The sequence below is a fragment of the Aggregatibacter sp. oral taxon 513 genome (assembly GCF_018128305.1).
Lineage (GTDB): Bacteria > Pseudomonadota > Gammaproteobacteria > Enterobacterales > Pasteurellaceae > Aggregatibacter > Aggregatibacter segnis_A.
The window spans coordinates 801,530-827,109 of record NZ_CP072381.1 but is presented as its reverse complement, the minus strand read 5'-3'; the positions used below and the strand labels follow the sequence as shown (position 1 = coordinate 827,109).

Sequence of the window (25,580 nt, the reverse complement as noted above, 5' to 3'; positions counted from 1 at the left end):
TCTTTAAGTTAGAAAATGTGATTTGCCATCAAAAATGGCGCTCTTTTTTAGGCGCCACATCATACCACAGGAAATAAGAATTACTTACCGTGCATCACAAAATCTTCGATATTTTGTGCGACTTTATTCACTAAGGTGGTCACTGCCGAATCACTCGCCCACGCAATATGCGGTGTGATTAACAAATTAGGTAAGCGTTTTGCCGCTTGAATTAATGGGTTGTCCTTTTCCGGTGGTTCTTTAACCAATACATCCAAGGCTGCCCCGGCAATTTTGCCGTTTTCTAGCGCCTCTAACAATGCTGCTTCATCCACCAATAGGCCTCGCCCGGTATTGATGAGATAAGCCGTCGGTTTCATTAATGCCAACGTTTCCGCATTGATTAAATTTTTGGTGGTATCGGTTAACGGGCAATGCAGCGTAACAATATCCGCTTGTTTCAATACGGTTTCAAACTCTGTGTACCCCTCACGAATGTGGCTTGCCCCTTTGTGTTCCGCATACAATACGTTCATGCCCAATAATTGCGCCAAACGTCCCACTTCTGTGCCTAAGCAACCTTTACCAAATACACCTAACGTCGCACCACGCACATCCGTTATCGGATAATCGGTGTAGCAGAACTGTCCGCAGGTGGCCCAACGATCAGAGGTCACTTGATCGCGATGATACCCAATAAGACTGTGTTTTAATGAGAAAATCATACCCAAGACATGCTCCGGCACGGCCACACTGGAATAACCGGGCACATTTTTTACGGCAATGCCGAGGTCTTTCGCAGCGTCTAAATCAATGTTGTTGGTACCGGTGGCAGTAATGGCGATGAGTTTTAATTTCGGTAATCGGCTTAATAATTCTCGGTCAAACACCACTTTGTTGGTCACCACAATATCGGCGTCTTTGGCGCGTTCAAAGGTTTCCTCCGGCAATGTGCGGTCATATTCCGTCCAAGTGTGTGGAAAGCTTGGGCGTGGAATATCATGGCTTGCGGGAATACTGGTACGATCGAGAAAAACAATATTCATCAAAAACTCCTTTAGTTTCACAATATTTGAATATAGCGTCTAACCTTAAAGAAGCCCTTGCGCAAAAACAAGGGAGAGAAAGGATTTTTGTGATTTGTGTGATCCCGATCTAAAAAACGTAGCGAAAAAGCACCGCACTTTGATGGCGATTCTTAAGATTCCTGCAACCAATTTCGCAAAATTTGCTCACCATATTCCGAAATATAGGATTCCGGGTGAAATTGCACCCCGTAAATCGGCAACGTTTTATGCTGCATGGCCATAATGATGTTGTCATCACAACGGGCGGTAATTTGTAATGCGCTTGGGAAATTCTGCTCACTTACCGCCCAAGAATGATATAAGCCAATTTGAAAGGCCTGCGGCATATCTTTAAAGAGAAGGGATTCCGCCACACACTGCAACCGCTTGGCTTGCCCATGACGAGGGGATGGGAGATTATGTAATTCTGCACCAAAAAATTCGCATAACATTTGATGCCCTAAACACACACCCAAAATGGATTTACTGTGCTGATAACATGCCAGCAACTCAAATAATTGCGGATAAGCGCGCGGTACATCCGGGCCGGGAGAAATCAATAAATGAGAAAAATCGCCTACGGCATCTAAATCCAGTTCTTCCACATTGACCACTTGAAATGGCACATCTAAACGACGGATGAGATCCACTAAGTTGAATGTAAAAGAATCGTGATTATTGATGATCAGTAGCGACATAAACTCTTTCTCTGAGGGCTAAGTAGGCGGTGAAGTATATAATTTTATGGCGATTTAAGCTAAAATTTTCGCCGATTTTTCACGAGATAATGTTATGTGGCAAGATTTTATTCAACAAGCAAACCAATTTGGCAAAACGAAAACGCCCTTCTTCTTTTTAATTGATTTTGAGCAACAAAAACCGATATTGTGCCCGTTAAATAAAACAGCAGAACAGGGCATTTTTGTGCAATTTCCTGACTATAACAACGTGAATTGGCGGGAAGATTTACCGATAGTGCCTTTTTATTTACATAAACAGCCAATGGATTTTGCCACATATCAAAAGGGGTTTGATTTAGTACAACAAGAACAGCACTTCGGCAATTCCTATTTGCTGAATCTGACCTACCCTACACCGATTGAAACCCATTATTCACTGCGCCAACTGTTCCAACAGAGCCAAGCGAAGTATAAATTGTTGTTCAAAGATCAATTTGTGTGTTTTTCACCGGAATGTTTTGTCAATTTATACAACAACCAGATTTTCACTTATCCGATGAAAGGCACGATTGATGCAACGCTGCCCCATGCTCAAGCCACCTTGCTCAACAATCAAAAAGAACAGCGAGAACATTACACCATCGTGGATTTAATGCGGAATGATTTAGCCACCGTCGCTGAAAACATTCAAGTGACTCACTTTCGTTATGTGGAAGAAATACAAACAGAACGCGGTGCCATTTTGCAAACCAGTTCCGAAATTCGTGGTGAATTGGCAGAGAACTGGCAGAAAGAAATCGGTTCTCTTCTTGCCAAACTGTTACCCGCCGGATCTATCAGTGGCGCCCCCAAAGAAAAAACCGTACAAATTATTCAACAGGCCGAACAACAACCTCGCGGCTATTACACCGGTATATTCGGTATTTTTGACGGTGAAAAATTACAAAGTGCGGTGGCAATTCGTTTTATTGAAGACACAGAAAAAGGCTTTGTTTTCCGCAGTGGCGGTGGCATTACCATTCAAAGTGACGCACAGGAAGAATATCAAGAATTGATTCAAAAAGTGTATGTGCCGTTACAGAGGGCTTAACCATGGAATTTCCTTTATTTGAAACCCTTGCCATCGAACAAGGCAAAATCCGCAATATCGAACGCCATCAACAACGCTACGAACGCAGTTTACAGGCATTTTATAGCAAACAAAGTGCGGTCGTTTTCCCTCGCATTTTTCAACTTGCCGAACATATTCGTGTACCGCTCGAACTGGCTGCCGAACCGCTGATTCGTTGCCGAATCGATTACAACGCCAAGCAAATTCAATGCCGTTATTTTCCTTACCAGCGTAAACATTACCGCACCTTTAAACCGGTTATCTGCGACCACATTGACTACGGCTTGAAATTCGCTGACCGCACTTTATTAAACGAATTACTCGCGCAAAAAGGCGATTGCGATGAAATCATGATCATCAAAAACGGGCATGTCACCGACTGCACTATCGGCAACCTTATTTTCCGCCAAGGTACACAATGGTTCACCCCTGACACGCCACTCCTTGAAGGCACCCAACGGGCGGCATTATTAGCCCAAGGTCGTATAAAAGTGCGGTCAATTTTAGCAACAGATTTGAGTTTGTTTGAAGAAATCAGGTTGATCAATGCGTTGAATGACGGAACAAACGGAATATAGCGGGAGTGTGCATTTTTCAATGCACACTGAAGAAAGTAAATAAAGACTTAAGACAAACTAAAAGACATTTGATTTATGATACTAGAGAGAAGGAAATATCTCAGATAAATTAAAATTTTTATATATATGCTCCTTTATTTCACCAGAGGAAATCATAATGTTCATTTGATTAATAAAATAGTCAATATCGTCACATTTACTGTTATCTGGTAAATCAACATAGTTGTAATTCCACCATTTAATTCTCATTAATTCATCAATCACATCATAGCTAAATCTATATCGAATAATCCTAGCAGGAACTCCTCCAACAATTGCATAAGGTGGTACGTCCTTTGTCACAACTGAATTTGAAGCAATAACTGCACCATCACCTATCGTTATTCCTCCTTTTAAAACTACGTCCTCAGCAATCCAAACGTCATTTCCAATAATTGGAGGTTCAGGAATAGTTTTTATGGGATTTAATACCCAATCATGTTTAAATTCACTTAATGCAAATTTATCAAACTCTCCATTATAAGTAAGCATATGTGTTGTAAATCTATTTAATGGATGACTTCCCGCCATGATTTTTACATTAGAAGCAATACTACAAAATCTCCCAATTTTTACATTACATGTAAAGTGACAAGTTGGAAGAGAAAAAGCTCCTACACTAGAAAAATTTCTTACTGGCATTGTTGAATATTGCTCTACAATAACATCATCTTCTATTTCGATTTTTGTTCCTTTGCTTATAAAAAATTTCTTTTCCTTATAAATTTCCTCTCCTTTATGTGAAAGATAAATCTTATTATCCAGACAAAACTCAGAATGTTTTTTTGTCCAGCGAAATGAACGTGTATGCTTACATTCTTCTTTAAATTTATATAAAGTTACTGACATAAATGGTCTATTTAAATAATTTGCTTTATTTGGTAAGCTCCACATTGTAATAATTCAAAATATGTTCAAAACGAGCACCACAATAAAAGCAGAAAAGAGAGAAATAGAATATCAATGATAAAAGACACACTAAATAATATCTTTACCAAATCATTACTACCGGCAATTAATTACTCCTACATAAAAGCCTTCCTAAACAGAAAGGCTTTTATGTTTAATTAAATAAATTATTTTTTCTTCGCTTTTGGATTTGGTAAGTCGGTGACCGAACCTTCGAAGACTTCGGCCGCTAAACCGACAGATTCGTGTAAGGTCGGGTGAGCGTGGATGGTCAACGCGATGTCTTCCGCATCACAGCCCATTTCGATCGCCAAACCGATTTCACCTAACAATTCACCTGCGTTGGTACCTACAATAGCTCCACCTAATACGCGATGAGTGTCTTTATCGAAAATCAGTTTCGTCATACCGTCAGCACAGTCAGAAGCAATAGCACGACCGGAAGCCGCCCACGGGAAGTTTGCTACTTCGTAGTTCAAGCCTTCTGCTTTACATTCTTTCTCAGTTTTACCTACCCATGCCACTTCAGGCTCAGTATAGGCAATAGAAGGAATCACTTTCGGATCGAAATAGTGTTTTTTACCTGCGATAACTTCAGCAGCCACGTGACCTTCGTGAACACCTTTATGCGCTAACATTGGTTGACCCACAATATCACCGATAGCAAAAATGTGAGAAACATTGGTACGCATTTGTTTGTCGGTACGAATGAAACCACGTTCATCAACGTTGACGCCGGCTTTTTCTGCATCAAGCAATTTACCGTTTGGTGTACGACCGATAGCCACTAATACGGCATCGTAACGTTTGGTGATGTTGCCCGCTTTACCCTCCATAGACACATGGATGCCGTCTTCTTTCGCTTCTACGGCAGTCACTTTGGTTTCAAGCATTAAATTGAATTTTTGCTCAATACGTTTAGTGAAGATTTTAACGATATCTTTGTCTGCAGCAGGAATCACTTGGTCGAACATTTCAACCACATCAACTTTAGAACCTAATGCTTGGTAAACGGTCCCCATTTCCAAACCGATGATACCACCGCCCATGATTAACAATTCTTTTGGCACTTCACGCAATGCAAGCGCATCCGTAGAATCCCAAACACGCGGATCGTGGTGTGGAATAAATGGTAATTCAATTGGACGAGAACCCGCCGCGATAATTGCATTATCAAATTTTACGTTAGTAACATTACCGTCTTTGTCGGTTACCGCTAAAGTATGGGAATCAGCAAATTTTGCTTCGCCTTGTACCACTTGTACTTTACGCATTTTTGCCATACCGGCTAAACCACCGGTTAAGCGAGAAACCACGCCTTCTTTACCGGCACGAATTTTATCTAAATCAATAGTTGGTTCAGCAAAAACAACGCCGTGATGTTCAACGTGTTTGGCTTCTTCAATAATTTTTGCAACGTGTAATAACGCTTTAGACGGAATACAACCTACGTTTAAACAAACGCCGCCTAAAGTAGAATAACGTTCAACGATGACTGTTTCTAAGCCCAAGTCAGCACAACGGAATGCAGCGGAATAACCTGCCGGACCTGCGCCAAGCACAACCACTTGGGTTTTCACTTCTTTACTCATTTTGTCTCCTTAAAAATGCGATTTTTTATGACCGCACTTCATTTAATCAAACGCTAAAAATTTAAAAATGCCTCTCTCATTTGAGAGGCACAATAAATTACATAATTAAACGACGTAAATCTGCTAACACAGAACCGATGTAGCTAATGAAGCGTGCACCGTCGGCACCGTCAATCACACGGTGGTCGAATGACAAGGAAATCGGAAGAATTAAGCGCGGTGCGAAATCTTTACCGTTCCATACAGGTTCCATTGAAGATTTGGATACACCTAAAATCGCCACTTCAGGCGCATTCACGATTGGCGCAAAGTGAGTTGTACCCAAACCACCGATACTGGAGATGGTGAAACAGCCACCTTGCATATCGGATGCCGTTAATTTACCGTCACGTGCTTTTTTAGACACTTCCGCTAATTCACGGGAAAGCTCGATAATGCCTTTTTTGTTCACATCTTTGAATACCGGTACAACCAAACCATTTGGTGTATCTACCGCCACGCCGATGTTGATGTATTTTTTCAAGATTAAGCGCTGTGCATCTTCAGTGATAGAACTGTTGAAACGAGGATACGCTTCTAATGCTTTAGCAACCGCTTTCATAATAAACACAACCGGTGTGATTTTCACGCCAAGTTTTTGTTTTTCCGCTAAGGCATTTTGTTCTTTACGGAAAGCTTCTAACTCGGTGATATCTGCTTTATCGAAATGAGTAACGTGTGGAATCATAACCCAGTTACGATGTAAGTTCGCACCGGAAATCTTATTGATACGGCTTAATTCCACTTCTTCGATTTCACCAAATTTGCTGAAATCAACTTTCGGCCATGGTAGCAAGCCTAAACCTGCGCCATTTGCAGTACCAGTAGCCGCTGAAGAACCACTTTCTAACGCTTTCACTGCCGCTTTTACATAAGCTTGAACGTCTTCTTTTAAGATACGACCTTTACGACCGGTACCCTTCACTTTATCTAAGTTCACACCGAATTCACGAGCAAGACGGCGAATCACCGGTGTGGCGTGTGCAAAACTTTTCGCTGAAGTGACATCAGCATCAGATGCAGTTGCTGCCGGCGCAGAAGGTGCGGCAGCTGGCGCAGCTACCTGTGCCGGTGCTGCGGCTTGTGATGTAGCTGCAGCAACCGGTGCAGCACCTGCCACTTCAAATTTCATAATTAATGAACCGGTAGAGACTTTGTCGCCCACTTTCACTAAAATTTCTTTAACGACACCTGCAAATGGTGCTGGCACTTCCATCGAAGCTTTGTCACCTTCAACGGTAATTAATGACTGCTCTTCGGTGATGCTATCGCCCACTTTTACCATAATTTCAGTCACGTTAACTTCGTCACCGCCGATATCAGGGACATTCACCTCTTTCACACCACCGGCAACCGGTACTGCAGGCGCGGCAGCAGGCGCAGATGCCACTGGTGCTGAAGCAGACGCACTGCCGGCAACTTCAAAACGCATAATCAATGTGCCAGTGGACACTTTATCGCCCGCTTTGATAATGATTTCTTTCACGATACCGGCAACAGGTGCTGGCACTTCCATAGACGCTTTATCACCTTCAACGTTAATAATGGATTGATCCACTTCAACACGATCGCCTACGTTGACCATAACATCGGTAACGTTGACTTCATCAGAACCGATATCCGGCACATTCACATCAACTACTTGTGCACTAGCCGGCGCAGCGGCAGGTGCTGCGGCCGGTTGAGCGGCTTGTGCAGGTGCTGCGTCAGCGCTATCTAGTACCAACATAGGCGTGCCTGTGGTCACTTTATCTCCCACTTTCACTAACACTTCTTTAACCACGCCTGCTTCAGGTGCCGGCACTTCCATCGATGCTTTATCACCTTCAACATTGATGATGGATTGATCCGCAGTAATTGTATCTCCAACTTTTACCATCACTTCGGTAACGGTCACTTCATCACTACCGATATCCGGAATTTGAATTTGTTTAGCCATTTCTTTTTACCTTTTAAACGTTTGGAAAACCAACCGCACTTTCATCAAGTGCGGTCGTTTTTTTCGTTATTTTTTATGCGTATAACGGATTCAATCTTTCAGGATCGATACCGTATTTTGCGATTGCTTCGGCAACCACTTTCTTGTCAACTGTGCCTTCTTGTGCCAACACATGTAATGCGGCAACCACAACGTGGTGTGCATCTACTTCAAAGTGGTCACGCAAGTTCGCACGGCTATCGGAACGACCGAAACCATCCGTACCCAACACATGATAATGTTTAGCCGGTACATAAGCGCGGATTTGCTCAGCAAAAAGCTTCATGTAGTCGGTTGCTGCAACGGCAGGCTTGTCGTTCATCACTTGAGCAACGTATGGCACACGTGGTGTTTCGGTTGGATGTAACATATTCCAACGAACCGCATCCGCCCCCTCGCGAGCAGCTTCAGTGAAGGATGGCGCACTATAAACATCAGAGCTGATGCCGTAGTCGTTAGCCAAGATTTGAGCCGCTTCACGTACATGACGCAAGATCGCACCGGAACCAAGTAATTGCACTTCGCCTTTACCTTTTCCTTGTACGCGTTCAAATTTATAAAGACCTTTACGAATACCTTCTTCAGAGCCTGCAGGCATTGCTGGTTGATCGTAAATTTCGTTTAATGTGGTGATGTAATAGAACACATCTTCTTGTTTTTCACCATACATACGGTTAATACCGTCTTGCATGATAACCGCCACTTCATAAGCGAATGCCGGGTCATAAGAGACACAGTTAGGAATCGTTAAAGATTGAATGTGGCTGTGACCATCTTCGTGTTGTAAACCTTCACCATTCAATGTTGTACGACCGGAAGTTCCACCAATCATGAAACCGCGTGCCAATTGGTCACCTGCTGCCCACATCAAGTCACCAACACGTTGGAAACCAAACATAGAGTAATAGATGAAGAATGGAATCATCGGTACATTACTGACGGAGTAAGAGGTTGCCGCTGCTAACCAAGAAGACGTTGCACCTAATTCGTTGATACCTTCTTGTAATACTTGTCCATCTTTCGCCTCACGGTAGTAAGCCACTAAATCGCGGTCGGATGGGACATAATTTTGACCATGCGGGTTGTAAATACCGATTTGACGGAATAAGCCTTCCATACCGAAAGTACGCGCTTCGTCTGCCACGATTGGCACAATGTGTTGACCCACATTTTTGTCTTTTAATAACGTATTCAAGAAACGAACGAATGCCATTGTGGTTGAAATCGGACGTGGTTGCGCTTCTAACAAGGCAGAGAATTCTGAAAGCTCAGGTACTTTGAAGTCCACGGTAAATTTCGGTTGACGTGCAGGCACATAACCTTGCAATGCTTTACGATGTTCATGTAAGTATTTGTACTCTTCGGAACCTTCTGGGAAGGTGACGTAAGGCAAGCTTTCCAAATCTTCATCTTTCACTGGAATGTGGAAGTAGTCGCGGTAAGCTTTGATACTGTCAGCAGACATTTTTTTGGATTGGTGTGCGGTGTTTTTACTTTCTGCTTCCGCAATTTTATAGCCTTTCACAGATTGCACTAAGATAACAACCGGTTTACCGGCATTTTGTGCTTTCTTGAATGCAGCAAACACTTTAAGCGGATCATGACCGCCACGTTGTAACGCCCAAATTTCATCATCAGTCATATCAGCAACTAATGCGGCGGTTTCCGGGTAACGACCGAAGAAGTGTTCACGTACGTAAGCACCGTCTTTAGATTTGAATGTTAAGTAGTCACCATCAACCACTTCCATCATTAATTGGGTGAGTTTACCTGTGGTGTCTTTAGCAAATAATTTATCCCAACGACTACCCCACATGACTTTGATCACTTCCCAACCGGCGCCCACGAATAAACCTTCTAATTCTTGAACGATTTTACCGTTACCGTTTACCGGGCCGTCTAAGCGTTGTAAGTTACAGGAAATGACGAAAATTAAGTTATCTAAATGTTCGCGAGCGGCGAAAGTTAATGCACCTTTAGATTCAATTTCATCCATCTCGCCATCGCCTAAGAAGGCATACACTTTTTGATCAGCAGTGTCTTTCAAACCACGATTGTGTAAGTATTTTAAGAAACGGGCTTGATAAATGGCGTTCACCGGGCCTAAACCCATAGAAACGGTTGAGAATTGCCAGAAATCAGGCATTAATTTCGGGTGAGGGTAAGAAGACAAACCTTTGCCATCCACTTCTTGACGGAAGTTGTTTAATTGCTCTTCCGTTAAACGTCCTTCTAGGAAAGCTCGAGCATACATCCCCGGCGCCGCGTGGCCTTGGAAGAAGACTAAGTCACCGCCGTTTTTCTCTGTTGCTGCTTTGAAGAAATGGTTAAAACCGACTTCATACATGGTTGCCGCAGATTGGAAAGTGGATAAGTGGCCACCTAAATCAAGGTCTTTTTTCTGTCCGCGTAATACCATCATCACGGCATTCCAACGAACATAAGAACGAATGCGACGTTCAATCTCTAAATTGCCCGGATAAGCCGGTTGCTCGGAAACTGGAATGGTATTCACATAATCGGTTGTGATCCCACTAGGTAAAGAAACGCCACCGGCGCGAGCTTGTTGCATAACTTGATCGATAATGAACTGAGCGCGCTCAATGCCTTCCTCACGAATTAACGAATCAATTGCTGCCAACCAATCGTTAGTCTCGATCGGATCTACGTCATTTTTTAACAATTCTGACATAGTTTTTTCCTTATTTTGTTAAGTTAGAAGTACGTTTAACGCTACTTTTGGTAGCAATTAAACAACGAATTGATAACTAAAAATGGTTTAATTTGCCAAAACCCCTATGTAAACTGTACAAAAAACATACATTACAAATTTTTAACAAATAATGTAAATCTTATTAGATTTTTTGAAAGAATGATAGTGATTTTTATCTCTGCAGCGGAAAATATCTTATCGCCGAGCTCTTTTAAATAACCATTTATACATAAATTTACGCGACAATCTTCAACACCCAAGAAAACACCTAAAAAAACCACCGCACTTTCTAAAATAGGTGATCGTCATCACATATTAGCCATTGAAAAAAAGAATTAAATATTGCGTATTTTGCTCAATTAACCTACCATTAGACTCAACTATTTATATCGCATAAAAATTTGGAGATAAAAAATGCAAAACGAACTTATTTGTTACAAAAAAATGCCGGTTTGGACTAAAGACAGCTTGCCAAAAATGTTTCAAGAAAAGCACAACACCAAAGTCGGCACTTGGGGAAAACTCACCGTCTTAAAGGGCAAACTCAAATTTTATGTGTTAACGGAAAATGGCGATATTGTGAGCGAACACATTTTCACCCCACAAGATGAAACACCTTTCGTTGAACCTCAACTTTGGCATCGTGTCGAAGCCCTTTCCGATGATTTGGAATGTTTCCTTGAATTTTATTGCACCAAGGAAGACTACTTCAGCAAAAAATACAATATGACCGCGACTCATGGCGATGTGGTCAATGCGGCTAAAATTATCAAACCATGTAAGGTGTTAGATTTAGGTTGTGGACAAGGGCGTAACTCTCTCTATTTGAGTTTACTCGGCTATGATGTAACTTCTTGGGATCACAATGAAAACAGTCTCCAATTTTTAAACGAGACTAAAGAAAAAGAAAATCTGAAAATTCAGACCGCTCTTTACAATATCAACGATGCAAACATTCAAGAAAACTATGATTTTATTTTGTCAACTGTGGTCTTTATGTTCCTCGATCGCACCCGCGTACCGGCAATTATTGAAAACATGCAAAACCACACCAATCCGGGTGGTTACAATTTAATCGTGGCCGCCATGTCCACAGCGGAAGTGCCTTGCCCGGTACCCTTCTCTTTCACCTTTGGTGAAAATGAATTGAAAGAATACTACAAAGATTGGGAATTCTTGGAATACAACGAAAACATGGGTGAACTGCACAAAACCGATGAAAACGGCAATCGCTATAAAATGAAGTTTGTGACCATGTTGGCAAGAAAGAAATAGTTTGCCGATTTAGAAAAGAAAAAGACCGCACTTTGCGATATAAAGTGCGGTCTTTTTTTATTGCGTTTTTAATTATTCTTCAATGGAACGTAATAATTCGTTGATACCGACTTTTCCTAGCGTTTTGGCATCCACTTTTTTCACGATAACGGCACAGTAAAGGCTGTATTTACCGCATTTTGACGGAAGGCTACCAGAAACAACAACAGACCCCGCCGGTACACGACCATAGTGAATTTCGCCGGTTTCACGATCGTAAATTTTAGTGGATTGACCAATAAAGACCCCCATAGAGATTACACAACCGTCTTCAACGATAACGCCTTCAACAACTTCGGAACGTGCACCGATAAAGCAGTTATCACCAATAATAGTTGGGTTAGCTTGTAATGGCTCTAACACGCCACCGATCCCTACGCCACCGGATAAGTGCACGTTTTTACCGATTTGTGCGCAAGAGCCGACCGTTGCCCAAGTATCCACCATCGTTCCTTCGCCCACATACGCACCAATATTCACATAAGATGGCATTAACACTGTGTTCTTAGCAATGTATGCCCCTTTACGCACAGTAGCAGATGGCACCACGCGGAAACCTTCTTGTTGGAAACGTTCTTCCGTGTAATCAGCAAATTTTAAAGCAACTTTGTCGTAGTATTTGGTTTCTGCACCATCAATGATTTGATTTTCATTGATACGGAAAGAAAGCAATACCGCTTTCTTTAACCATTGGTGAGTCACCCATTCGCCATCAATTTTTTCTGCTACGCGATATTTACCGCAGTCTAAGCCTTCAATCACTTCTTCAATGGCTGCGCGAGTTTGTGCATCAACAGTTTTAGGTGTGATTTCCGCACGTTTTTCAAAGGCGTTTTCAATAATTTGTTGTAAATTTGACATCTTGCTTCCTATATCAGTGTGAATAAAAATAAATGCGTTAAGATTACAATACTTCTAACGTGACATTACTAAATAACTTTTTCACATCGCTATTATCATGCAATCTTTCGGCTTTTTCGACATTGGTTCGAGTCAAGTGCGGTGAAAAATAATTAATAAAGTCATACATATAATTTCGTAAGAATGCACCATTCTTAAATGCAATTTGTGTCATGCTTGGACGGAATAAATGATCTGCTTTGATAGCCACTAAATCCTTATCTGCCGATGTATGTGCCATAGAAGCCATAATCCCGACGCCTAAGCCCATGCGTACATAGGTTTTGATAATATCCGCATCCGTTGCAGTAAACACAATGTTTGGCAAAATCCCCGCACTATTAAAAGCATAATCCAAATCAGATGCGCCAGTAAAACCAAAGGTATAGGTAATCAAAGGATATTTACCCAATTCTTCAATCGTGAGATGTTCACATTGTGCTAAAGGATGATCGGGTTTCACAATCACGGAGCGATTCCATAAATAACACGGCAGCAATACCACATCATCAAAGAGATATTGTGCTTCGGTAGTAATGGCTAAATCCACTTCGTCAGACATCAACGCATCATAAATTTGTGTAGGCGAACCTTGATGAATATGCAAACTTACATTGGGATAACGCTGAGAAAATTTCTCGACCACCGCAGGCAACATATAACGCGCCTGCGTATTTGTCGTTGCAATACGCAATACACCTTGTTCAGGCTTGGTATATTCATCGGCAACAGAACGAATGCCTTGCATTTTCATCATAATCTCACGAGAGATCGCCACAATTTTTTTCCCGGGCGGCGTTAATCCTTTGATGTGCTTACCATTACGCTCAAAAATCTCTACGCCTAGCTCATTTTCCAATAAGCGTACCTGTTTACTAATCCCCGGTTGCGATGTGAATAGCACATGCGCAGCTTCCGTGATATTCATATTTTGATTAGCGACTTCAACAATATAGCGAAGCTGTTGAAATTTCATAAATTCTCCTTTTAATGACAACCGTAAAGTGCGGTTATTTTTTATAACGTTTACTTAATTCTGAATAACGTTTAACTGCCTTACGGATTTTCCCTGTCTTTGGCTTACGTCGTTGCTTATTCATGTCTAATTTGGTTTCGGTTTCCGGTGGTAAACCGACCAATTCACGTAAATAATTCACGTCTGCCAGTTCCATCTCCTGCCAGCCACCACGTGGTAAATTCTTCATCAATTTAATGTTGCCATAACGAATACGAATCAAGCGGCTCACTTGGATGCCTTGCGATTCCCATAAACGACGCACTTCACGATTACGTCCTTCCATTAAAGTCACATCAAACCATTGATTCATCCCCACCCCACCAACAAATTTAATCTCTTTAAAATTTGCCGGGCCGTCTTCCAATTGAACGCCTTTTTTTAAGCGATTCAACATAGCGTCATCCACTGCACCAAACACGCGCACGGAATATTCCCGTTCAACTTCGCGGCTTGGGTGCATTAAACGATTCGCCAATTCACCATCCGTTGTGAATAACAATAAACCCGATGTATTAATATCTAAACGACCTACTGCAATCCAACGAGCACCGGTTAAACGCGGCAAACGATCAAACACGGTAGCGCGCCCTTCCGGATCATGGCGGGTGCAAAGCTCACCTTCCGGTTTGTAATACATTAATACACGACACACTTCTTTCTGCGCCTGTGTCAGATTAATTAAATGACCGTCAATACGCACTTTCACACCGGAATTCACGTTAATTCGATCGCCTAGCGTTGCGATTTTACCATCTACACTGACTCGATTTTCCGCAATAATGCTTTCGATTTCACGACGGGAGCCTTGCCCGGCTCGAGCTAATACTTTTTGTAACTTCTCGCCTTCGGCTGAAGTCATTTTCATCTCATTTTTTCCATTTGGTTTTACTGAAGTTGGACGATTTTTCGCTACGACAGGTTGGTTTTTCTGTGTAAAGTGCGGTCGATTTTGAACGCGTTTTTGTGTTGTGGGTTTCATAAATCCTCGTTGTCGCTTTCCCAAGCGTCTTTTTCAAAAATAGGTTTAAATAAACGGAGCGACCGAACCACTGCCTTCACGCAAAATTACCGGTGTTTCTGTCGTTAAATCAACCACAGTGGTTGGCTCTTGTCCTAAATAACCGCCGTGAATAATTAAATCCACTTGATGTTCTAAGCGGTCTCGAATTTCTTCCGGATCTGATTGGGTAATATGCTCTTCGTTAGGCAACATTAAAGAACAAGATAAAATCGGTTCACCCAACGCTTTTAATAAATCCAAGGCAATTTGATTATCCGGTACGCGAATCCCGATGGTTTTTCGTTTGGACGTCATTAAACGGCGTGGTAATTCTTTGGTTGCCGTTAAAATAAAAGTATAACGTCCTGGCGTGTTGTTTTTGATCAAGCGATAAGCAGAATTCGTCACCAAAGAATAATTGGATAACTCCGATAAATCACTGCACACCAAAGTAAAATTATGCCCTTCCGGTAATTGGCGAATTTGCACGATACGATCCATCGCATGCTTATCCCCAATCATGCAACCCAATGCATAGCCGGAATCGGTAGGATACACGATCACGCCGCCATTACGTAAAATTTCAACCGCTTGATTGATTAAACGCACCTGCGGATTTTCCGAATGGATATAAAAAAATTGACTCATCTGTTTTCAGTCTCCGAGTAAAATTGCGGCGTATTATAGCAGTTTAAGCGCCTGCAGGATAACGCTTTGTACCGTACTATTAAACGTTTCTTGCGTCACTGGCTTGCTGTAATAATTGACGGCTTTCCTGTAAAAATTGTTCTGAATAATCACCGAACCAGTCGCGAATTTGATTGAATTGATCAATAAAGCCTTGACGATCATGGTTTTTGAAAAAATCAAAGCCGACTTCATAACTGTTTTTCAGATGTTCAATCACCGCTAAGTTTTCCGGTTTATCCGCAATAATGTCAGCATATAATGCTGCATCCTGTGCAAATAGACGTCCGACCATTGCCAATTCCAAACGATAAATCGGCGAAGATAATGCTAATAATTTTTCCAATTCCACCGGCTGTTGCGATAAATACAAACCATATACAAACGTCGAAAAGTGGCGCAACGCCTGAATATAGGTCATGTGATGATCATGTTCTGCCGCATCCACTTGGTAAATTTTTGCGCCCCAAATTTGAATTTGTTGTAACAACCACTGATAGCATTCGGTAAAACGCCCATCACAACATGCCACCACTTGTTTTGCCATACTGACGATATCCGGCCCGAACATCGGATGCAAACCCACCACTGCACCTTGATGCACTTCCAGCATTTTTTGTAACGGCACTCGTTTCACAGAGGTTAAATCCGCCAACAACATATTTGGGGTAAGATAAGGTTTAAGACGTTCAATCACTTCAGGCGTATTGGCGATAGGCACAGAAACAATCACGACATCCGCCTCTTGCAAAATATGCTCTGCCTGAGGCCAATCCTCGTGTTCCAACGCCACAACAGGATAACCGGAACCTTCAAGATAACGCCCAAACAAACACCCAAGTTTGCCTCGCCCACCTACAATAACAATTTTGCGAATTGCAGGATTTACGGTTTTAAAGCCGAAACGATTTTCACTGACATAAGACTCACGCATAATGCGGCGTAAAATGTCTTCAATTAAATCCGGCGACAACCCAAGTTGCTCAGCGGCTTCACGTTTGCGTTGCAGAATTTCGACTTCACGTTCCGGCACATAAATAGGCAAGCCATGTTGTTGTTTGACCTCACCCACTTTATGCACCACATCCAAGCGCTTTGCCAAAAGCTGTAGCAATTCTTGATCTAATTGATCAATTTGCGCTCTTAACTCTGCTAACTGTTCCATCTTATCTCCGCTAAAAACCCCCGAAAAACCGACCGCACTTTTATTTCACAGAACCGCAGGTTAAGCAATATAAATATTGCCCTTTCGGATCGTTAAACGTATTTAACAAACCCAGTTGTTTTTTAAACTGTGTCATTTCTTTTGGTAATCCGACAGTTTCTGTCATCACACGCTGTAACCAAATGCGCCCTTCACCTTTGAAATCACGCATGATTTTCTTAATCAACGTACGCTCATCGTCCACCATCCATTCCACAGAGAAACGACTTTCATCAATTTTTTCTTGCTCCGCGCGTCTTTCATTCACCAATTCCATGGCTTTTCCTAGAGCGGTATCAAGATTACCTAACTCATCCACCAATTTATGCGCTAACGCTTCGGAACCAAGCCAAACTTGACCTTGTGCAACCCTATCCACTTGGGCTTTAGTTAAATGACGCCCCTCGCTCACTTTAGTTAAGAATTGATCGTAACCATGTTCAATTTCCAGCTGTAATACATCATTTAATTCAGCGGGCAACGGGCTTAAAAGAGAACCTAACGCCAAATCGGACGTTTTCACGCCATCGGCAGAAACGCCAATTTTCTTAATGGTGTTCTCGAAAGTAGGTAACACGGCAAAAATACCGATAGAGCCGGTAATGGTGTTTTTATCTGCCACAATATAATCCGCCGTGGAAGAAATCCAATAACCACCGGATGCGGCCATCCCCCCCATAGAAACCACCACCGGCTTACCGGCTTTCTGTAAATGCGTTACTTCCTGACGAATGATTTCAGAAGCAAAAGCGCTGCCGCCCGGGCTATTGACACGCAATACCACGCCTTTTACGTCTTTATCATCGTGTGCCTGACGCAATAACATCGCAATCGTATCGCCACCGGCATTTTCCTCATCACTTTCGCCGTCCACAATCGCGCCCTCGACGTTCACTACGGCAATTTTATTGTCTGTTTCGCCGGTTAAACGATCCGGTAAAGAGGCTAAATAAGTATCAAAATCCACGGTTTTCGGCTGATGTTCTTTGTCTTCACCAAAAAGTGCGATCAATTTTTTATTTAAATCAAAACGATCCAACACATCAGTAATTAATTTACGTTTTACCGCATATGCTGTACTGTCGCCTTTTAATGCTTTTAACTCGGTCAAATAGGTATTTGCACTCGGCGCGACAACCGCTTTAGGAATATCTCGATTGGTGGCCACCTGTGCCGTGTAATTCTCCCACATGATATTCAACCAACGTTGCAAATTAGCACGCGCTTCAGGCGACATATCATTACGGAAAAACGGCTCAACGGCTGATTTATAGGTGCCCACACGGAACACATGCGGGTTCACGTCTAATTTATCCAGCATCTCTTTGTAATACAGCGTTTCCTGTGCCAAGCCTTCAATAGACACACTGCCGATAGGATTCATGTAAATTTCATCGGCATAACTGGCGAGGAAATATTGAGATTGGTTGTAGCTGTCCGAATAGGCGATCACTTGTTTACCGCTATCTTTGAAATTCTCAATCGCTTCACCGACATATTCAAGCGATGGCAAATCGCCTCCTTGAAAATAATTGAGATCCAACACCAAGCCTTTCACGTTGTCATCTTGTGCTGCTGAATCAATGGCATAAATGACATCAAAGGTCGAATATTGTTGCGCAATACGTTGATCATCCAATTCTTTTAGCATGCTTTTGAAACTGCTTTGATCATCGCGATTATCTGCCAAATAGCCATCCAGTTGTAATAACAACGCCCCTTGATCACCTTTTAACACGACTTTTTCCTGTTTATCCGCCCCAACAATCAGGGTAAAAACGGAAAGTGCCAATAAAACAAAAATCAAGAAAACGATATTCATGACTAAATCACGAATAAAATTAAGGATACGCCAGGCAAACTTCACCAAAGAGACGATAAATTTCATATAACCTCGAAAAATCAACAAAATGGCGTTTAAAATACCATAAACCTACGTCTGAATAAACCTAGAGAAAAGCCTGTTTTAAAAACTGTGCTATAATCCACCGCACGTTATTTCTTCTATAAAAGGAAGCTCAAATGGATGCATTACAACTCCTCACGAAACGCAGTTCACAAAAAAAACTTAACGAACCGGCACCCAATAAACAGCAATTAAACCAAATCTTTCAAGCCGCCTTGCGTGTACCAGATCACGGTAAATTACAACCTTACCGTTTTGTGGTTATCGAAAAAGAAAAAATGGCTACCTTCGGCGATTTGTTAAAAAGTGCGGTGCATGAACTCAATCTGGGTGAAGAACGTTTGAAAAAAGCTGAAAACCTTGCCGGTCGCGCACCGATGGTTATTGGTGTGGTCGCGAAATTAGATCCGACCATTAAGAAAGTGCCGGAATGGGAACAACTACTCTGCGCCGGTTGCGCCACTTATGCGATGCAACTTGCCGCCAACGCGTTAGGCTTTAAAAACGTTTGGATCAGCGGCCCTTGGCTAGAGGGTTCGGCACTACGCAACGCTTTCCGATGTGAAGTACAAGATAAAATTATTGGTTTTATTATGTTAGGTTCCGGCGAAGAAAAATTAGAAAGAGAGAAAAAAGTACTCAGTTTAGACGATGTAGTTTCTTCCTTGTAAATCCCCTAAAAAACAACAGAAAAACAGACCGCACTTTAGATAGAATGAGTAAAGTGCGGTCTGTTTTTTCATTATTTTCAGCACAGCAAACGAACGTTTTCTCTGCTTTAATCTCTTTCCTTTATTTGTCGTGATAAAAAATAATGCCAAATAAATAGAAAAGTTTTGACAACGCATCATATCATATAATACTATTTTTATATGTTAACTCTTTGTTAACTATTAATTGAAACTTAAGGAGACAAATATGAACCCAAATGTTGGTGGTATGGATAAAGTTATTCGAATCGTTCTAGGTATCGTTCTTATTGCCTTGACCTTAACGAATGTTATCGGTTGGTGGGGCTGGATTGGTGTTGTTCCGTTATTAACCGGACTATTCTCACGCTGCGGTCTTTATTCACTACTTGGCATCAACACCTGCCCATTAAAAAAATAATTCATTAACACATCATTTTCACTCGGCAGAAATGCCGAGTGTTTTTCTATTTTAAAGAAAACATAAAAATACTATGACGATTTCCATCATTTCTGCCTTAGAGGCAAAAAATAGATTAGCCTCCGGCGCCTTATTAATTGATATTCGCCAACCTGAAGAATATCAACGTGAACATATTGAAGGAGCAATGTTACAGCCCCTTTCTGAATTACAACGTCAAGGTCTAGATAAAACCCTAAAACAAGGAAGTTGCCTTATTTTCCACTGTAAATCCGGTGCAAGAACCGGTAGCCAATCGACGTTTCTCAAACAACTGGCACAAGAGCATCATTGCGAAGCATATCTTCTTCAAGATGGGATAACCGGTTGGAAAAATGCCGGACTTGCCACACGAGTTAATCTCTCACAACCGATTGATATTATGCGTCAAGTTCAAATTGCTGCAGGAAGCTTGATTTTACTAGGTTCAGTATTAGGGTGGTCTGTTTCACCTTATTTTTATTAGCTACCCGTATTTGTCGGTGCAGGGCTCACTTTTGCCGGAATCAGCGGTTTTTGTGGTATGGCTAAACTACTAACCCTCATACCATGGAATCAAAAATAGTCGATTAGATCATAAAATAACGGAAAAAAACAGTTCGGTTATTGGTTTCACTCGTCGAGGTGTGTAGAATACGTGCCCCTACCCATAATGAGTAAAGACTGAAATAGAATCTGATGAAAGATATATTGGAAAAAAGTAACGAAGCCAGCAACTTCTTAAAATTGTTAGCCAATCCAAATCGCTTAGCCATTTTGTGCTGCTTACATGAACAGCGATATAACGTCACTGAATTAACCGTCAAAATGAATATGCCACAAGCGGCTATGTCCAACCAACTGGCTCTTTTGCGTAAAGCAGGCTTAGTGGCAAGTGATGTCAAACATCGGGAACGTGTGTATTACATTAACGATCCGAAAGTCGTTGAAATGATCAAACTATTGCACGGCTTTTTCTGTGACTCATCCGCTGAAAAATGAACATAAAAAAACGCAGAACCAATTTCTGCGTTTTTTCATTTTATAAAATCCATACTTACATTTTTATCGAATTTTACGACCGCACTTTTGCGCACCAATCAAGATGTGCTAGATACCATTGAACAGTACTGCGCATCGCCTCCATAAAGTCCGCTTGTGGCTGCCAATGCAATTCTTGACGAATTTTTGTGGCATCAAGTGCATAACGCACATCATGTCCGGGACGGTCAGCTGTATGCACGATAAGATCTCGATAACGTTTTATTCCCTGAGGCTTATTGGGGGCCAATTCCTCCAAAATAGCGCAAAGTACCTGTACAATCTCAAGATTCGTTTTTTCACAATGCGCGCTAATATTGTAGCTTTCTCCAATACGCCCTTGCTGAAGAACGAGATACAACGCTTGAACATGATCCTCAACGTATAGCCAATCCCGAATTTGTTGCCCATTACCATAAATCGGCAACGGCTCTCCACTTAATGCATTTAAAATCATCACCGGAATCAATTTTTCCGGATATTGGTAAGGTCCATAATTATTCGCGCAATGGGTGATGATTATCGGCAGTCCATAAGTGCGGTGCCAAGCACGAACCAAATGATCCGATGAGGCTTTTGAAGCTGAATAAGGGCTACTAGGCGCATAAACTGATGTTTCCGAGGACAAATCCAACGTCCCTACCACATCACCATAAACTTCATCTGTCGAAATATGCAAAAAACGGAAGGTCTTTTTCTTCTCGGCTGACAGTTGTTGATAATAATCACTTGAGGCTTCTAACAACGTATAGGTGCCAACAATATTGGTTTGAATAAATGCCGCTGCGCCATAAATAGAACGGTCCACATGGCTTTCTGCCGCAAAATGCACCACACAATCGGGCTGATGTTCTTTTAAAATGCGTTGAACCGCTTGCGCATCACAAATATCAGCCTGTTCAAAAACATAACGCGGATTAGTCACCACCTCATGCAACGACTCAAGATTGCCTGCATAAGTCAATTTATCCAAATTCACAATCTGATCTTGCGTATGATAAATACTATGACGAATAAATGCTGAACCAATAAATCCGGCACCGCCGGTGACAAGAATTTTCATAGAAGATTAATTTGCTTTCACCTGATTAATCGTATCGCTTTCCCAGCCCACATACTCACCGGAGAATTTTTCTGCCAAACGTTCAAACTGCTCTACATAACGGAAAATATCATCGTTATCCAATGTCATTTCCTGCTCTATTTTGACGATATAAAACCCTTCTTTGTCGTCTTCATCTTCGAAAATCAGCGGGGCACTGCTGTAACTCATGGAATGATAGGAAAGATCACGAAGATTGGCCTCTTCCATAAATTGGAACATCTGCTGTTCTTCTGCAAACTGAAACGTATGTTCAACAAGATAGTTATCCGCTAAATCTCTGCCATTTTGTAACAACATATCCAAAATTTCTTCTGTGACATTGAGTTTCATTTCCAGCGGCGATGGCAATAAAAAATCAAAATAAGTATCCCAGTTAGGATCCTCTTGCACCGTAATCTCTTCAATGTCTTCCTTAAACTGGTCGAGTACATCGAAAAGTGCGGTGGTTTCATCGCAATAAAAATAAAGCTTTAAATGCCCTTCAGTAAAAATATGTCCGGCATAAAGTAGCTCTGGCAATGCGGAAGCCTGTACCAAAATTTTGAATAATTCCTTCACCACCCGATGATGTTCATCTAACGTCGGCATCGTATTTTCATCCGCTTCATAAGGCAATGAAACCTGCACGATCTTGTTAAATTTATCAGGGGTAAATTGTTCAAAAATATCTAAATTAACGGTACAAGAAGCCATATTGCCGTTAATTAAGGTACGGTAATTTTGCCAATTTTGTTCAGGATTTTTTAACGGCATTATTTAAACTCCGCCCAAATCGGTGCGTGATCTGATGGCTTGTCCATGGCACGAATATCAAGCGCAATCCCGGTATCCACACAATGCGCTGCCAACGCTTTATTTGCCAAAATGTGGTCAATGCGTAAACCGCGATTATCATCAAATCCTTTTGAGCGGTAATCAAACCATGAGAATTTATCGTTTACCGTCGGGTTTAAATAACGGAAAGTGTCTTCTAAGCCATACGCGTATAAGCGTTGATACCATTCGCGTTCTTCCGGCAAGAAGGAACATTTACCGGTGCGCAACCAGCGTTTACGATTTTCTTCGCCGATACCAATGTCCAAATCAGACGGGCTGATGTTCATATCGCCCATAATAATCACCGGGTTTTGTGCATTATGGTCTTGTTCCAAATAGCGCTGTAAATCCGCATAGAATTTTTGTTTTGCCGGGAATTTGGTTGGATGTTCACGGCTTTCACCTTGTGGAAAATAGCCGTTAATCACCGTTAATTGCCCAAATGGCGTGTCTAAGTCAATCATGATAATGCGTTTTTGGGCTTCTTCATCATCGGTTGGGAAACCTTTTCTCACCAATAACGGCGCCTGTTTACTCAACAAAGCCACGCCATAATGCCCTTTTTGACCAAAATGGTTGATGTGATAGCCAAGATGATCCACCAACTCATAAGGAAAGACTTCATCCGCCACTTTAATTTCTTGCAAACCAAGGACATCCGGTTGGTATTTCTTAATAATTTCTTCTAATTGATGAGGTCTTGCTCTTAGTCCGTTGATGTTAAACGACATCACTTTCATATTCATTCCTTATTTTTAATTGCGTTACTCGCCTACACGTTGCTGAATTCTATCAGCAAACATACCGATACTCACGGCGAAATAATTCGACTTGTTCCAATGCAATAACGTGCGATAGTTGTTTGACACTAAAAACGCTCGCCCTAATTCACGATCCGGTCTCACCAACCACAAATCCGCTTGAGAAAGTGCGGTCAGTTTTTGCTGCGTTTCCGGCGTTTGGAATTTCAGGCTGACACCTCGATTTTGCCAATCGGTTAAGCGACGCTGTTTCCCCTCTTCCGTGCCGGAGAGCGCCATATCAATCGGCTGATTCACCGTGACTTCAACGCCCCAAGGGAGATTAGGGTTCCAGCCCTCGGTGTGCAAATAATTGGCGATAGAGGCAAACACATCATAGTGTTCCGTCCAAATGTTTTTCTCACCGTCTCCATTCCCATCTACAGCATAACGCAAATAGGAACTTGGCATAAATTGGGTTTGCCCCATAGCACCCGCCCATGACCCCCTCATTTTGTGGCGCTGAATATGATCCCGTTGCAGCATTTTCATGGCCGCAATAAATTCTTTACTGAATAACGCTTCGCGACGTCCATCAAAAGCCAACGTGGCCAATACGGACAACACATCATAACTGCCTTGATAATAGCCAAAACTGCTTTCCATGCCCCACAATGCCATCAAATAATTTTTCGGGACACTAAAGGTTTGGCTCGCCTTTTCCAGTTGTGGCAGTTGCTCCCAATAACGTGCAGAAGCCGTCTCTACTTTATTTTCGGTTAATACGCGATTTAAGTAATTGGTCGTGCCATTTGGGTTTATCACCGGCGGCGCATTAGGATCGCGTTTACGAATTCGTCCCGCTTGTTGATCGTCCAAATCCACGGATTTTTGGATGTAGTTAATGTTATTTTGTGCATTCAACACATCCATTGAAACGCCTTCTGCAGCGGCTTTGCCTTTCAAGAAATTCACATAATCATTAAAGTTCTCTAATGTGCGAGGCTTGCTATAAACCTCGCTTGCTGCAACAGCGTGAATACCATGAGTTCCACCACTTGAAGAGGGGCTATGAGAAGAACAACCTACCACAAAAAGTGCGGTAAAAATAACGGATGTTTTTAAAAATGAGGTAAATGTCATGGGCTATTTTCTCAAGAACGTATGATAAAGACTTTTCAATAAGGACGTTGGCAGCAATCGTGCACCGGAACGCAAAGCAAACGTAAACAAGCCGGAAAATAATCCTTGGATACCTAAACGATATTTCAATTTAAACAAACGCCACTCTGCTTTAGCTTGATTTAAACCACGACGACGCCCTACCATGCCGTTACCAACACGGGCGTACACCAAAATATCCGGCAAATTCGCCACTTTTTGACCTTGTGCCACAAGCTTGATCCACAAATAATAATCCTCTTGCAGATCTTCATATCCACCACAATTTATGACCGCACTTTTTTGATACGCCACGGTCATGTGATTGAAAGGGCAACGTTTTTGCGTGAATTTCACAATGTCTTGCGCTGTTGTCGGCACATTGCGATACGCCACGATGTCGTTAACATTGTCACCAAACTCAGCAATTTGTCCGCCGAAAATAATCGTATCCGGATGTTGTTCAATAAATGCCACTTGCTTTTCAAAGCGTTCCGGCACGCAAATATCATCGGTATCCATACGGAAAACCCAATCATGCGAACAATGTTTTAAACCTTCATTGAGCGCTTTGCCTAAACCTAAGTTTTTCGGCAACTTCACTAAGTTTAAGGGTAATTTTGTTTCGAATTCAGTGACAACCGCCTCTAGTTCCGGTGTCACCGCACCATCAAACACTAAGACGATTTCATCGGCAGGATGAGTTTGTGCCACGAGGCTTTCAAAACATTCTCTTAAATATAGTGGATTTTCCTTAACGTATAAGGACATTAAAACTGAAAATTTCATCTCTTTTCTCTTTGTCTTCGTAGGGACAGACTGTATGCCTGTCCTTATATCTTTAACTTTGGTATCGGACAGGCATAAAGCCTATC

General features: G+C 41.9%; 24 protein-coding genes. 7 read left to right on the top strand and 17 right to left on the bottom strand.

Features of this window, described 5'->3' with window-relative positions:
* Positions 1-80 precede the first annotated feature (80 nt).
* Both J5A60_RS04060 and J5A60_RS04055 read right to left on the bottom strand, forming a co-directional pair.
* Positions 81-1,025, bottom strand: a complete 945-nt coding sequence (locus tag J5A60_RS04060; RefSeq protein ID WP_212510655.1) for a 2-hydroxyacid dehydrogenase — start codon at positions 1,023-1,025, stop codon at positions 81-83.
* Positions 1,026-1,177: 152 nt separating this feature from the next.
* On the bottom strand, positions 1,178-1,744 hold the full coding sequence (locus tag J5A60_RS04055) for an anthranilate synthase component II (protein WP_212510654.1): 567 nt from the start codon (positions 1,742-1,744) through the stop codon (positions 1,178-1,180).
* Between the two features lie 94 nt (positions 1,745-1,838).
* On the opposite strand from J5A60_RS04055, the gene J5A60_RS04050 reads away from it, so the two are divergent.
* Positions 1,839-2,816, top strand: coding sequence for an aminodeoxychorismate synthase component I (locus J5A60_RS04050; RefSeq protein WP_212510653.1), 978 nt, complete (start codon positions 1,839-1,841; stop codon positions 2,814-2,816).
* Between the two features lie 2 nt (positions 2,817-2,818).
* The gene (locus J5A60_RS04045) at positions 2,819-3,415 is read left to right on the top strand and encodes an aminotransferase class IV family protein (RefSeq protein WP_212510652.1); all 597 of its coding nucleotides are present in this window, start codon (positions 2,819-2,821) and stop codon (positions 3,413-3,415) included.
* Positions 3,416-3,496: 81 nt separating this feature from the next.
* Here the strand turns inward: J5A60_RS04045 and J5A60_RS04040 are convergent, their stop codons facing one another.
* The 4 genes from J5A60_RS04040 to aceE form a co-directional block, all read right to left on the bottom strand.
* Positions 3,497-4,303, bottom strand: coding sequence for a CatB-related O-acetyltransferase (locus J5A60_RS04040; RefSeq protein ID WP_249113891.1), 807 nt, complete (start codon positions 4,301-4,303; stop codon positions 3,497-3,499).
* A 227-nt stretch (positions 4,304-4,530) separates the two neighbouring features.
* Positions 4,531-5,955 (bottom strand): dihydrolipoyl dehydrogenase, encoded by a 1,425-nt coding sequence (gene lpdA, locus J5A60_RS04035; RefSeq protein ID WP_212510651.1) that lies wholly within the window; start codon positions 5,953-5,955, stop codon positions 4,531-4,533.
* Positions 5,956-6,052: 97 nt separating this feature from the next.
* Positions 6,053-7,933 carry a pyruvate dehydrogenase complex dihydrolipoyllysine-residue acetyltransferase gene (aceF, locus tag J5A60_RS04030; RefSeq protein ID WP_109858944.1) on the bottom strand — a complete coding sequence of 627 codons (1,881 nt, stop codon included), beginning with the start codon at positions 7,931-7,933 and terminating at the stop codon, positions 6,053-6,055.
* Positions 7,934-8,006: 73 nt separating this feature from the next.
* Positions 8,007-10,664: a pyruvate dehydrogenase (acetyl-transferring), homodimeric type gene (gene aceE / locus J5A60_RS04025; RefSeq protein ID WP_109127883.1), complete on the bottom strand. Its 2,658-nt coding sequence runs from the start codon at positions 10,662-10,664 to the stop codon at positions 8,007-8,009.
* A gap of 435 nt (positions 10,665-11,099) precedes the next feature.
* On the opposite strand from aceE, the gene tehB reads away from it, so the two are divergent.
* Complete coding sequence (gene tehB / locus J5A60_RS04020; protein ID WP_212510650.1) at positions 11,100-11,960, top strand: SAM-dependent methyltransferase TehB; 861 nt, start codon at positions 11,100-11,102, stop codon at positions 11,958-11,960.
* Positions 11,961-12,032: 72 nt separating this feature from the next.
* Here tehB and dapD read toward each other — a convergent pair whose 3' ends face one another.
* The 6 genes from dapD to sppA form a co-directional block, all read right to left on the bottom strand.
* Positions 12,033-12,860: a 2,3,4,5-tetrahydropyridine-2,6-dicarboxylate N-succinyltransferase gene (gene dapD / locus J5A60_RS04015; protein WP_048750968.1), complete on the bottom strand. Its 828-nt coding sequence runs from the start codon at positions 12,858-12,860 to the stop codon at positions 12,033-12,035.
* A gap of 43 nt (positions 12,861-12,903) precedes the next feature.
* Complete coding sequence (cysB, locus tag J5A60_RS04010; protein WP_048750969.1) at positions 12,904-13,875, bottom strand: HTH-type transcriptional regulator CysB; 972 nt, start codon at positions 13,873-13,875, stop codon at positions 12,904-12,906.
* A 34-nt stretch (positions 13,876-13,909) separates the two neighbouring features.
* Complete coding sequence (gene rluB / locus J5A60_RS04005) at positions 13,910-14,896, bottom strand: 23S rRNA pseudouridine(2605) synthase RluB (RefSeq protein WP_048750970.1); 987 nt, start codon at positions 14,894-14,896, stop codon at positions 13,910-13,912.
* Between the two features lie 45 nt (positions 14,897-14,941).
* A complete protein-coding gene (locus tag J5A60_RS04000; RefSeq protein ID WP_006717883.1) occupies positions 14,942-15,565 on the bottom strand; it encodes an L-threonylcarbamoyladenylate synthase in 624 nt (207 codons plus the stop codon).
* Between the two features lie 79 nt (positions 15,566-15,644).
* On the bottom strand, positions 15,645-16,769 hold the full coding sequence (gene tyrA, locus J5A60_RS03995; protein WP_212510649.1) for a bifunctional chorismate mutase/prephenate dehydrogenase: 1,125 nt from the start codon (positions 16,767-16,769) through the stop codon (positions 15,645-15,647).
* 40 nt (positions 16,770-16,809) lie between these two features.
* Entirely contained in the window at positions 16,810-18,696 is a 1,887-nt protein-coding gene (gene sppA, locus J5A60_RS03990) for a signal peptide peptidase SppA (RefSeq protein ID WP_212510648.1), read from the bottom strand.
* Between the two features lie 134 nt (positions 18,697-18,830).
* Here sppA and J5A60_RS03985 point away from each other — a divergent pair, with 134 nt between their 5' ends.
* From J5A60_RS03985 to J5A60_RS03970, 4 genes are all read left to right on the top strand, one after another.
* On the top strand, positions 18,831-19,385 hold the full coding sequence (locus J5A60_RS03985) for an NAD(P)H nitroreductase (protein WP_212510647.1): 555 nt from the start codon (positions 18,831-18,833) through the stop codon (positions 19,383-19,385).
* 247 nt (positions 19,386-19,632) lie between these two features.
* Positions 19,633-19,824: a DUF2892 domain-containing protein gene (locus J5A60_RS03980; protein ID WP_006717876.1), complete on the top strand. Its 192-nt coding sequence runs from the start codon at positions 19,633-19,635 to the stop codon at positions 19,822-19,824.
* A 73-nt stretch (positions 19,825-19,897) separates the two neighbouring features.
* Positions 19,898-20,329: a rhodanese-like domain-containing protein gene (locus J5A60_RS03975; protein WP_371817621.1), complete on the top strand. Its 432-nt coding sequence runs from the start codon at positions 19,898-19,900 to the stop codon at positions 20,327-20,329.
* Positions 20,330-20,541: 212 nt separating this feature from the next.
* Complete coding sequence (locus J5A60_RS03970; RefSeq protein ID WP_006717872.1) at positions 20,542-20,844, top strand: helix-turn-helix transcriptional regulator; 303 nt, start codon at positions 20,542-20,544, stop codon at positions 20,842-20,844.
* Positions 20,845-20,917: 73 nt separating this feature from the next.
* Here J5A60_RS03970 and rfbB read toward each other — a convergent pair whose 3' ends face one another.
* From rfbB to J5A60_RS03945, 5 genes are read right to left on the bottom strand one after another with little or no spacing between them, the layout of a single operon-like run.
* Positions 20,918-21,946 (bottom strand): dTDP-glucose 4,6-dehydratase, encoded by a 1,029-nt coding sequence (gene rfbB / locus J5A60_RS03965; RefSeq protein ID WP_212510646.1) that lies wholly within the window; start codon positions 21,944-21,946, stop codon positions 20,918-20,920.
* Positions 21,947-21,952: 6 nt separating this feature from the next.
* On the bottom strand, positions 21,953-22,741 hold the full coding sequence (locus J5A60_RS03960) for a TIGR01619 family protein (protein WP_212510645.1): 789 nt from the start codon (positions 22,739-22,741) through the stop codon (positions 21,953-21,955).
* Entirely contained in the window at positions 22,741-23,544 is an 804-nt protein-coding gene (gene xthA, locus J5A60_RS03955; RefSeq protein ID WP_048750978.1) for an exodeoxyribonuclease III, read from the bottom strand. Before xthA ends, J5A60_RS03960 begins: the two co-directional genes overlap by 1 nt.
* Positions 23,545-23,568: 24 nt before the next feature.
* Positions 23,569-24,687: a lytic murein transglycosylase gene (locus J5A60_RS03950; RefSeq protein WP_048750979.1), complete on the bottom strand. Its 1,119-nt coding sequence runs from the start codon at positions 24,685-24,687 to the stop codon at positions 23,569-23,571.
* Positions 24,688-24,690: 3 nt separating this feature from the next.
* Positions 24,691-25,494, bottom strand: coding sequence for a glycosyltransferase (locus tag J5A60_RS03945; protein ID WP_048750980.1), 804 nt, complete (start codon positions 25,492-25,494; stop codon positions 24,691-24,693).
* Between the last annotated feature and the right edge of the window lie 86 nt (positions 25,495-25,580).

Excerpts from the sequence above, each read along its gene's own strand:
- J5A60_RS04060 (WP_212510655.1), bottom strand. The coding sequence starts at position 1,025 with ATGAATATTGTTTTTCTCGATCGTACCAGTATTCCCGCAAGCCATGAT.
- J5A60_RS04055 (WP_212510654.1), bottom strand. The coding sequence starts at position 1,744 with ATGTCGCTACTGATCATCAATAATCACGATTCTTTTACATTCAACTTA.
- J5A60_RS04050 (WP_212510653.1), top strand. The coding sequence starts at position 1,839 with ATGTGGCAAGATTTTATTCAACAAGCAAACCAATTTGGCAAAACGAAA.
- J5A60_RS04045 (WP_212510652.1), top strand. The coding sequence starts at position 2,819 with ATGGAATTTCCTTTATTTGAAACCCTTGCCATCGAACAAGGCAAAATC.
- J5A60_RS04040 (WP_249113891.1), bottom strand. The coding sequence starts at position 4,303 with ATGTCAGTAACTTTATATAAATTTAAAGAAGAATGTAAGCATACACGT.
- lpdA (WP_212510651.1), bottom strand. The coding sequence starts at position 5,955 with ATGAGTAAAGAAGTGAAAACCCAAGTGGTTGTGCTTGGCGCAGGTCCG.
- aceF (WP_109858944.1), bottom strand. The coding sequence starts at position 7,933 with ATGGCTAAACAAATTCAAATTCCGGATATCGGTAGTGATGAAGTGACC.
- aceE (WP_109127883.1), bottom strand. The coding sequence starts at position 10,664 with ATGTCAGAATTGTTAAAAAATGACGTAGATCCGATCGAGACTAACGAT.
- tehB (WP_212510650.1), top strand. The coding sequence starts at position 11,100 with ATGCAAAACGAACTTATTTGTTACAAAAAAATGCCGGTTTGGACTAAA.
- dapD (WP_048750968.1), bottom strand. The coding sequence starts at position 12,860 with ATGTCAAATTTACAACAAATTATTGAAAACGCCTTTGAAAAACGTGCG.
- cysB (WP_048750969.1), bottom strand. The coding sequence starts at position 13,875 with ATGAAATTTCAACAGCTTCGCTATATTGTTGAAGTCGCTAATCAAAAT.
- rluB (WP_048750970.1), bottom strand. The coding sequence starts at position 14,896 with ATGAAACCCACAACACAAAAACGCGTTCAAAATCGACCGCACTTTACA.
- J5A60_RS04000 (WP_006717883.1), bottom strand. The coding sequence starts at position 15,565 with ATGAGTCAATTTTTTTATATCCATTCGGAAAATCCGCAGGTGCGTTTA.
- tyrA (WP_212510649.1), bottom strand. The coding sequence starts at position 16,769 with ATGGAACAGTTAGCAGAGTTAAGAGCGCAAATTGATCAATTAGATCAA.
- sppA (WP_212510648.1), bottom strand. The coding sequence starts at position 18,696 with ATGAAATTTATCGTCTCTTTGGTGAAGTTTGCCTGGCGTATCCTTAAT.
- J5A60_RS03985 (WP_212510647.1), top strand. The coding sequence starts at position 18,831 with ATGGATGCATTACAACTCCTCACGAAACGCAGTTCACAAAAAAAACTT.
- J5A60_RS03980 (WP_006717876.1), top strand. The coding sequence starts at position 19,633 with ATGAACCCAAATGTTGGTGGTATGGATAAAGTTATTCGAATCGTTCTA.
- J5A60_RS03975 (WP_371817621.1), top strand. The coding sequence starts at position 19,898 with ATGACGATTTCCATCATTTCTGCCTTAGAGGCAAAAAATAGATTAGCC.
- J5A60_RS03970 (WP_006717872.1), top strand. The coding sequence starts at position 20,542 with ATGAAAGATATATTGGAAAAAAGTAACGAAGCCAGCAACTTCTTAAAA.
- rfbB (WP_212510646.1), bottom strand. The coding sequence starts at position 21,946 with ATGAAAATTCTTGTCACCGGCGGTGCCGGATTTATTGGTTCAGCATTT.
- J5A60_RS03960 (WP_212510645.1), bottom strand. The coding sequence starts at position 22,741 with ATGCCGTTAAAAAATCCTGAACAAAATTGGCAAAATTACCGTACCTTA.
- xthA (WP_048750978.1), bottom strand. The coding sequence starts at position 23,544 with ATGAAAGTGATGTCGTTTAACATCAACGGACTAAGAGCAAGACCTCAT.
- J5A60_RS03950 (WP_048750979.1), bottom strand. The coding sequence starts at position 24,687 with ATGACATTTACCTCATTTTTAAAAACATCCGTTATTTTTACCGCACTT.
- J5A60_RS03945 (WP_048750980.1), bottom strand. The coding sequence starts at position 25,494 with ATGAAATTTTCAGTTTTAATGTCCTTATACGTTAAGGAAAATCCACTA.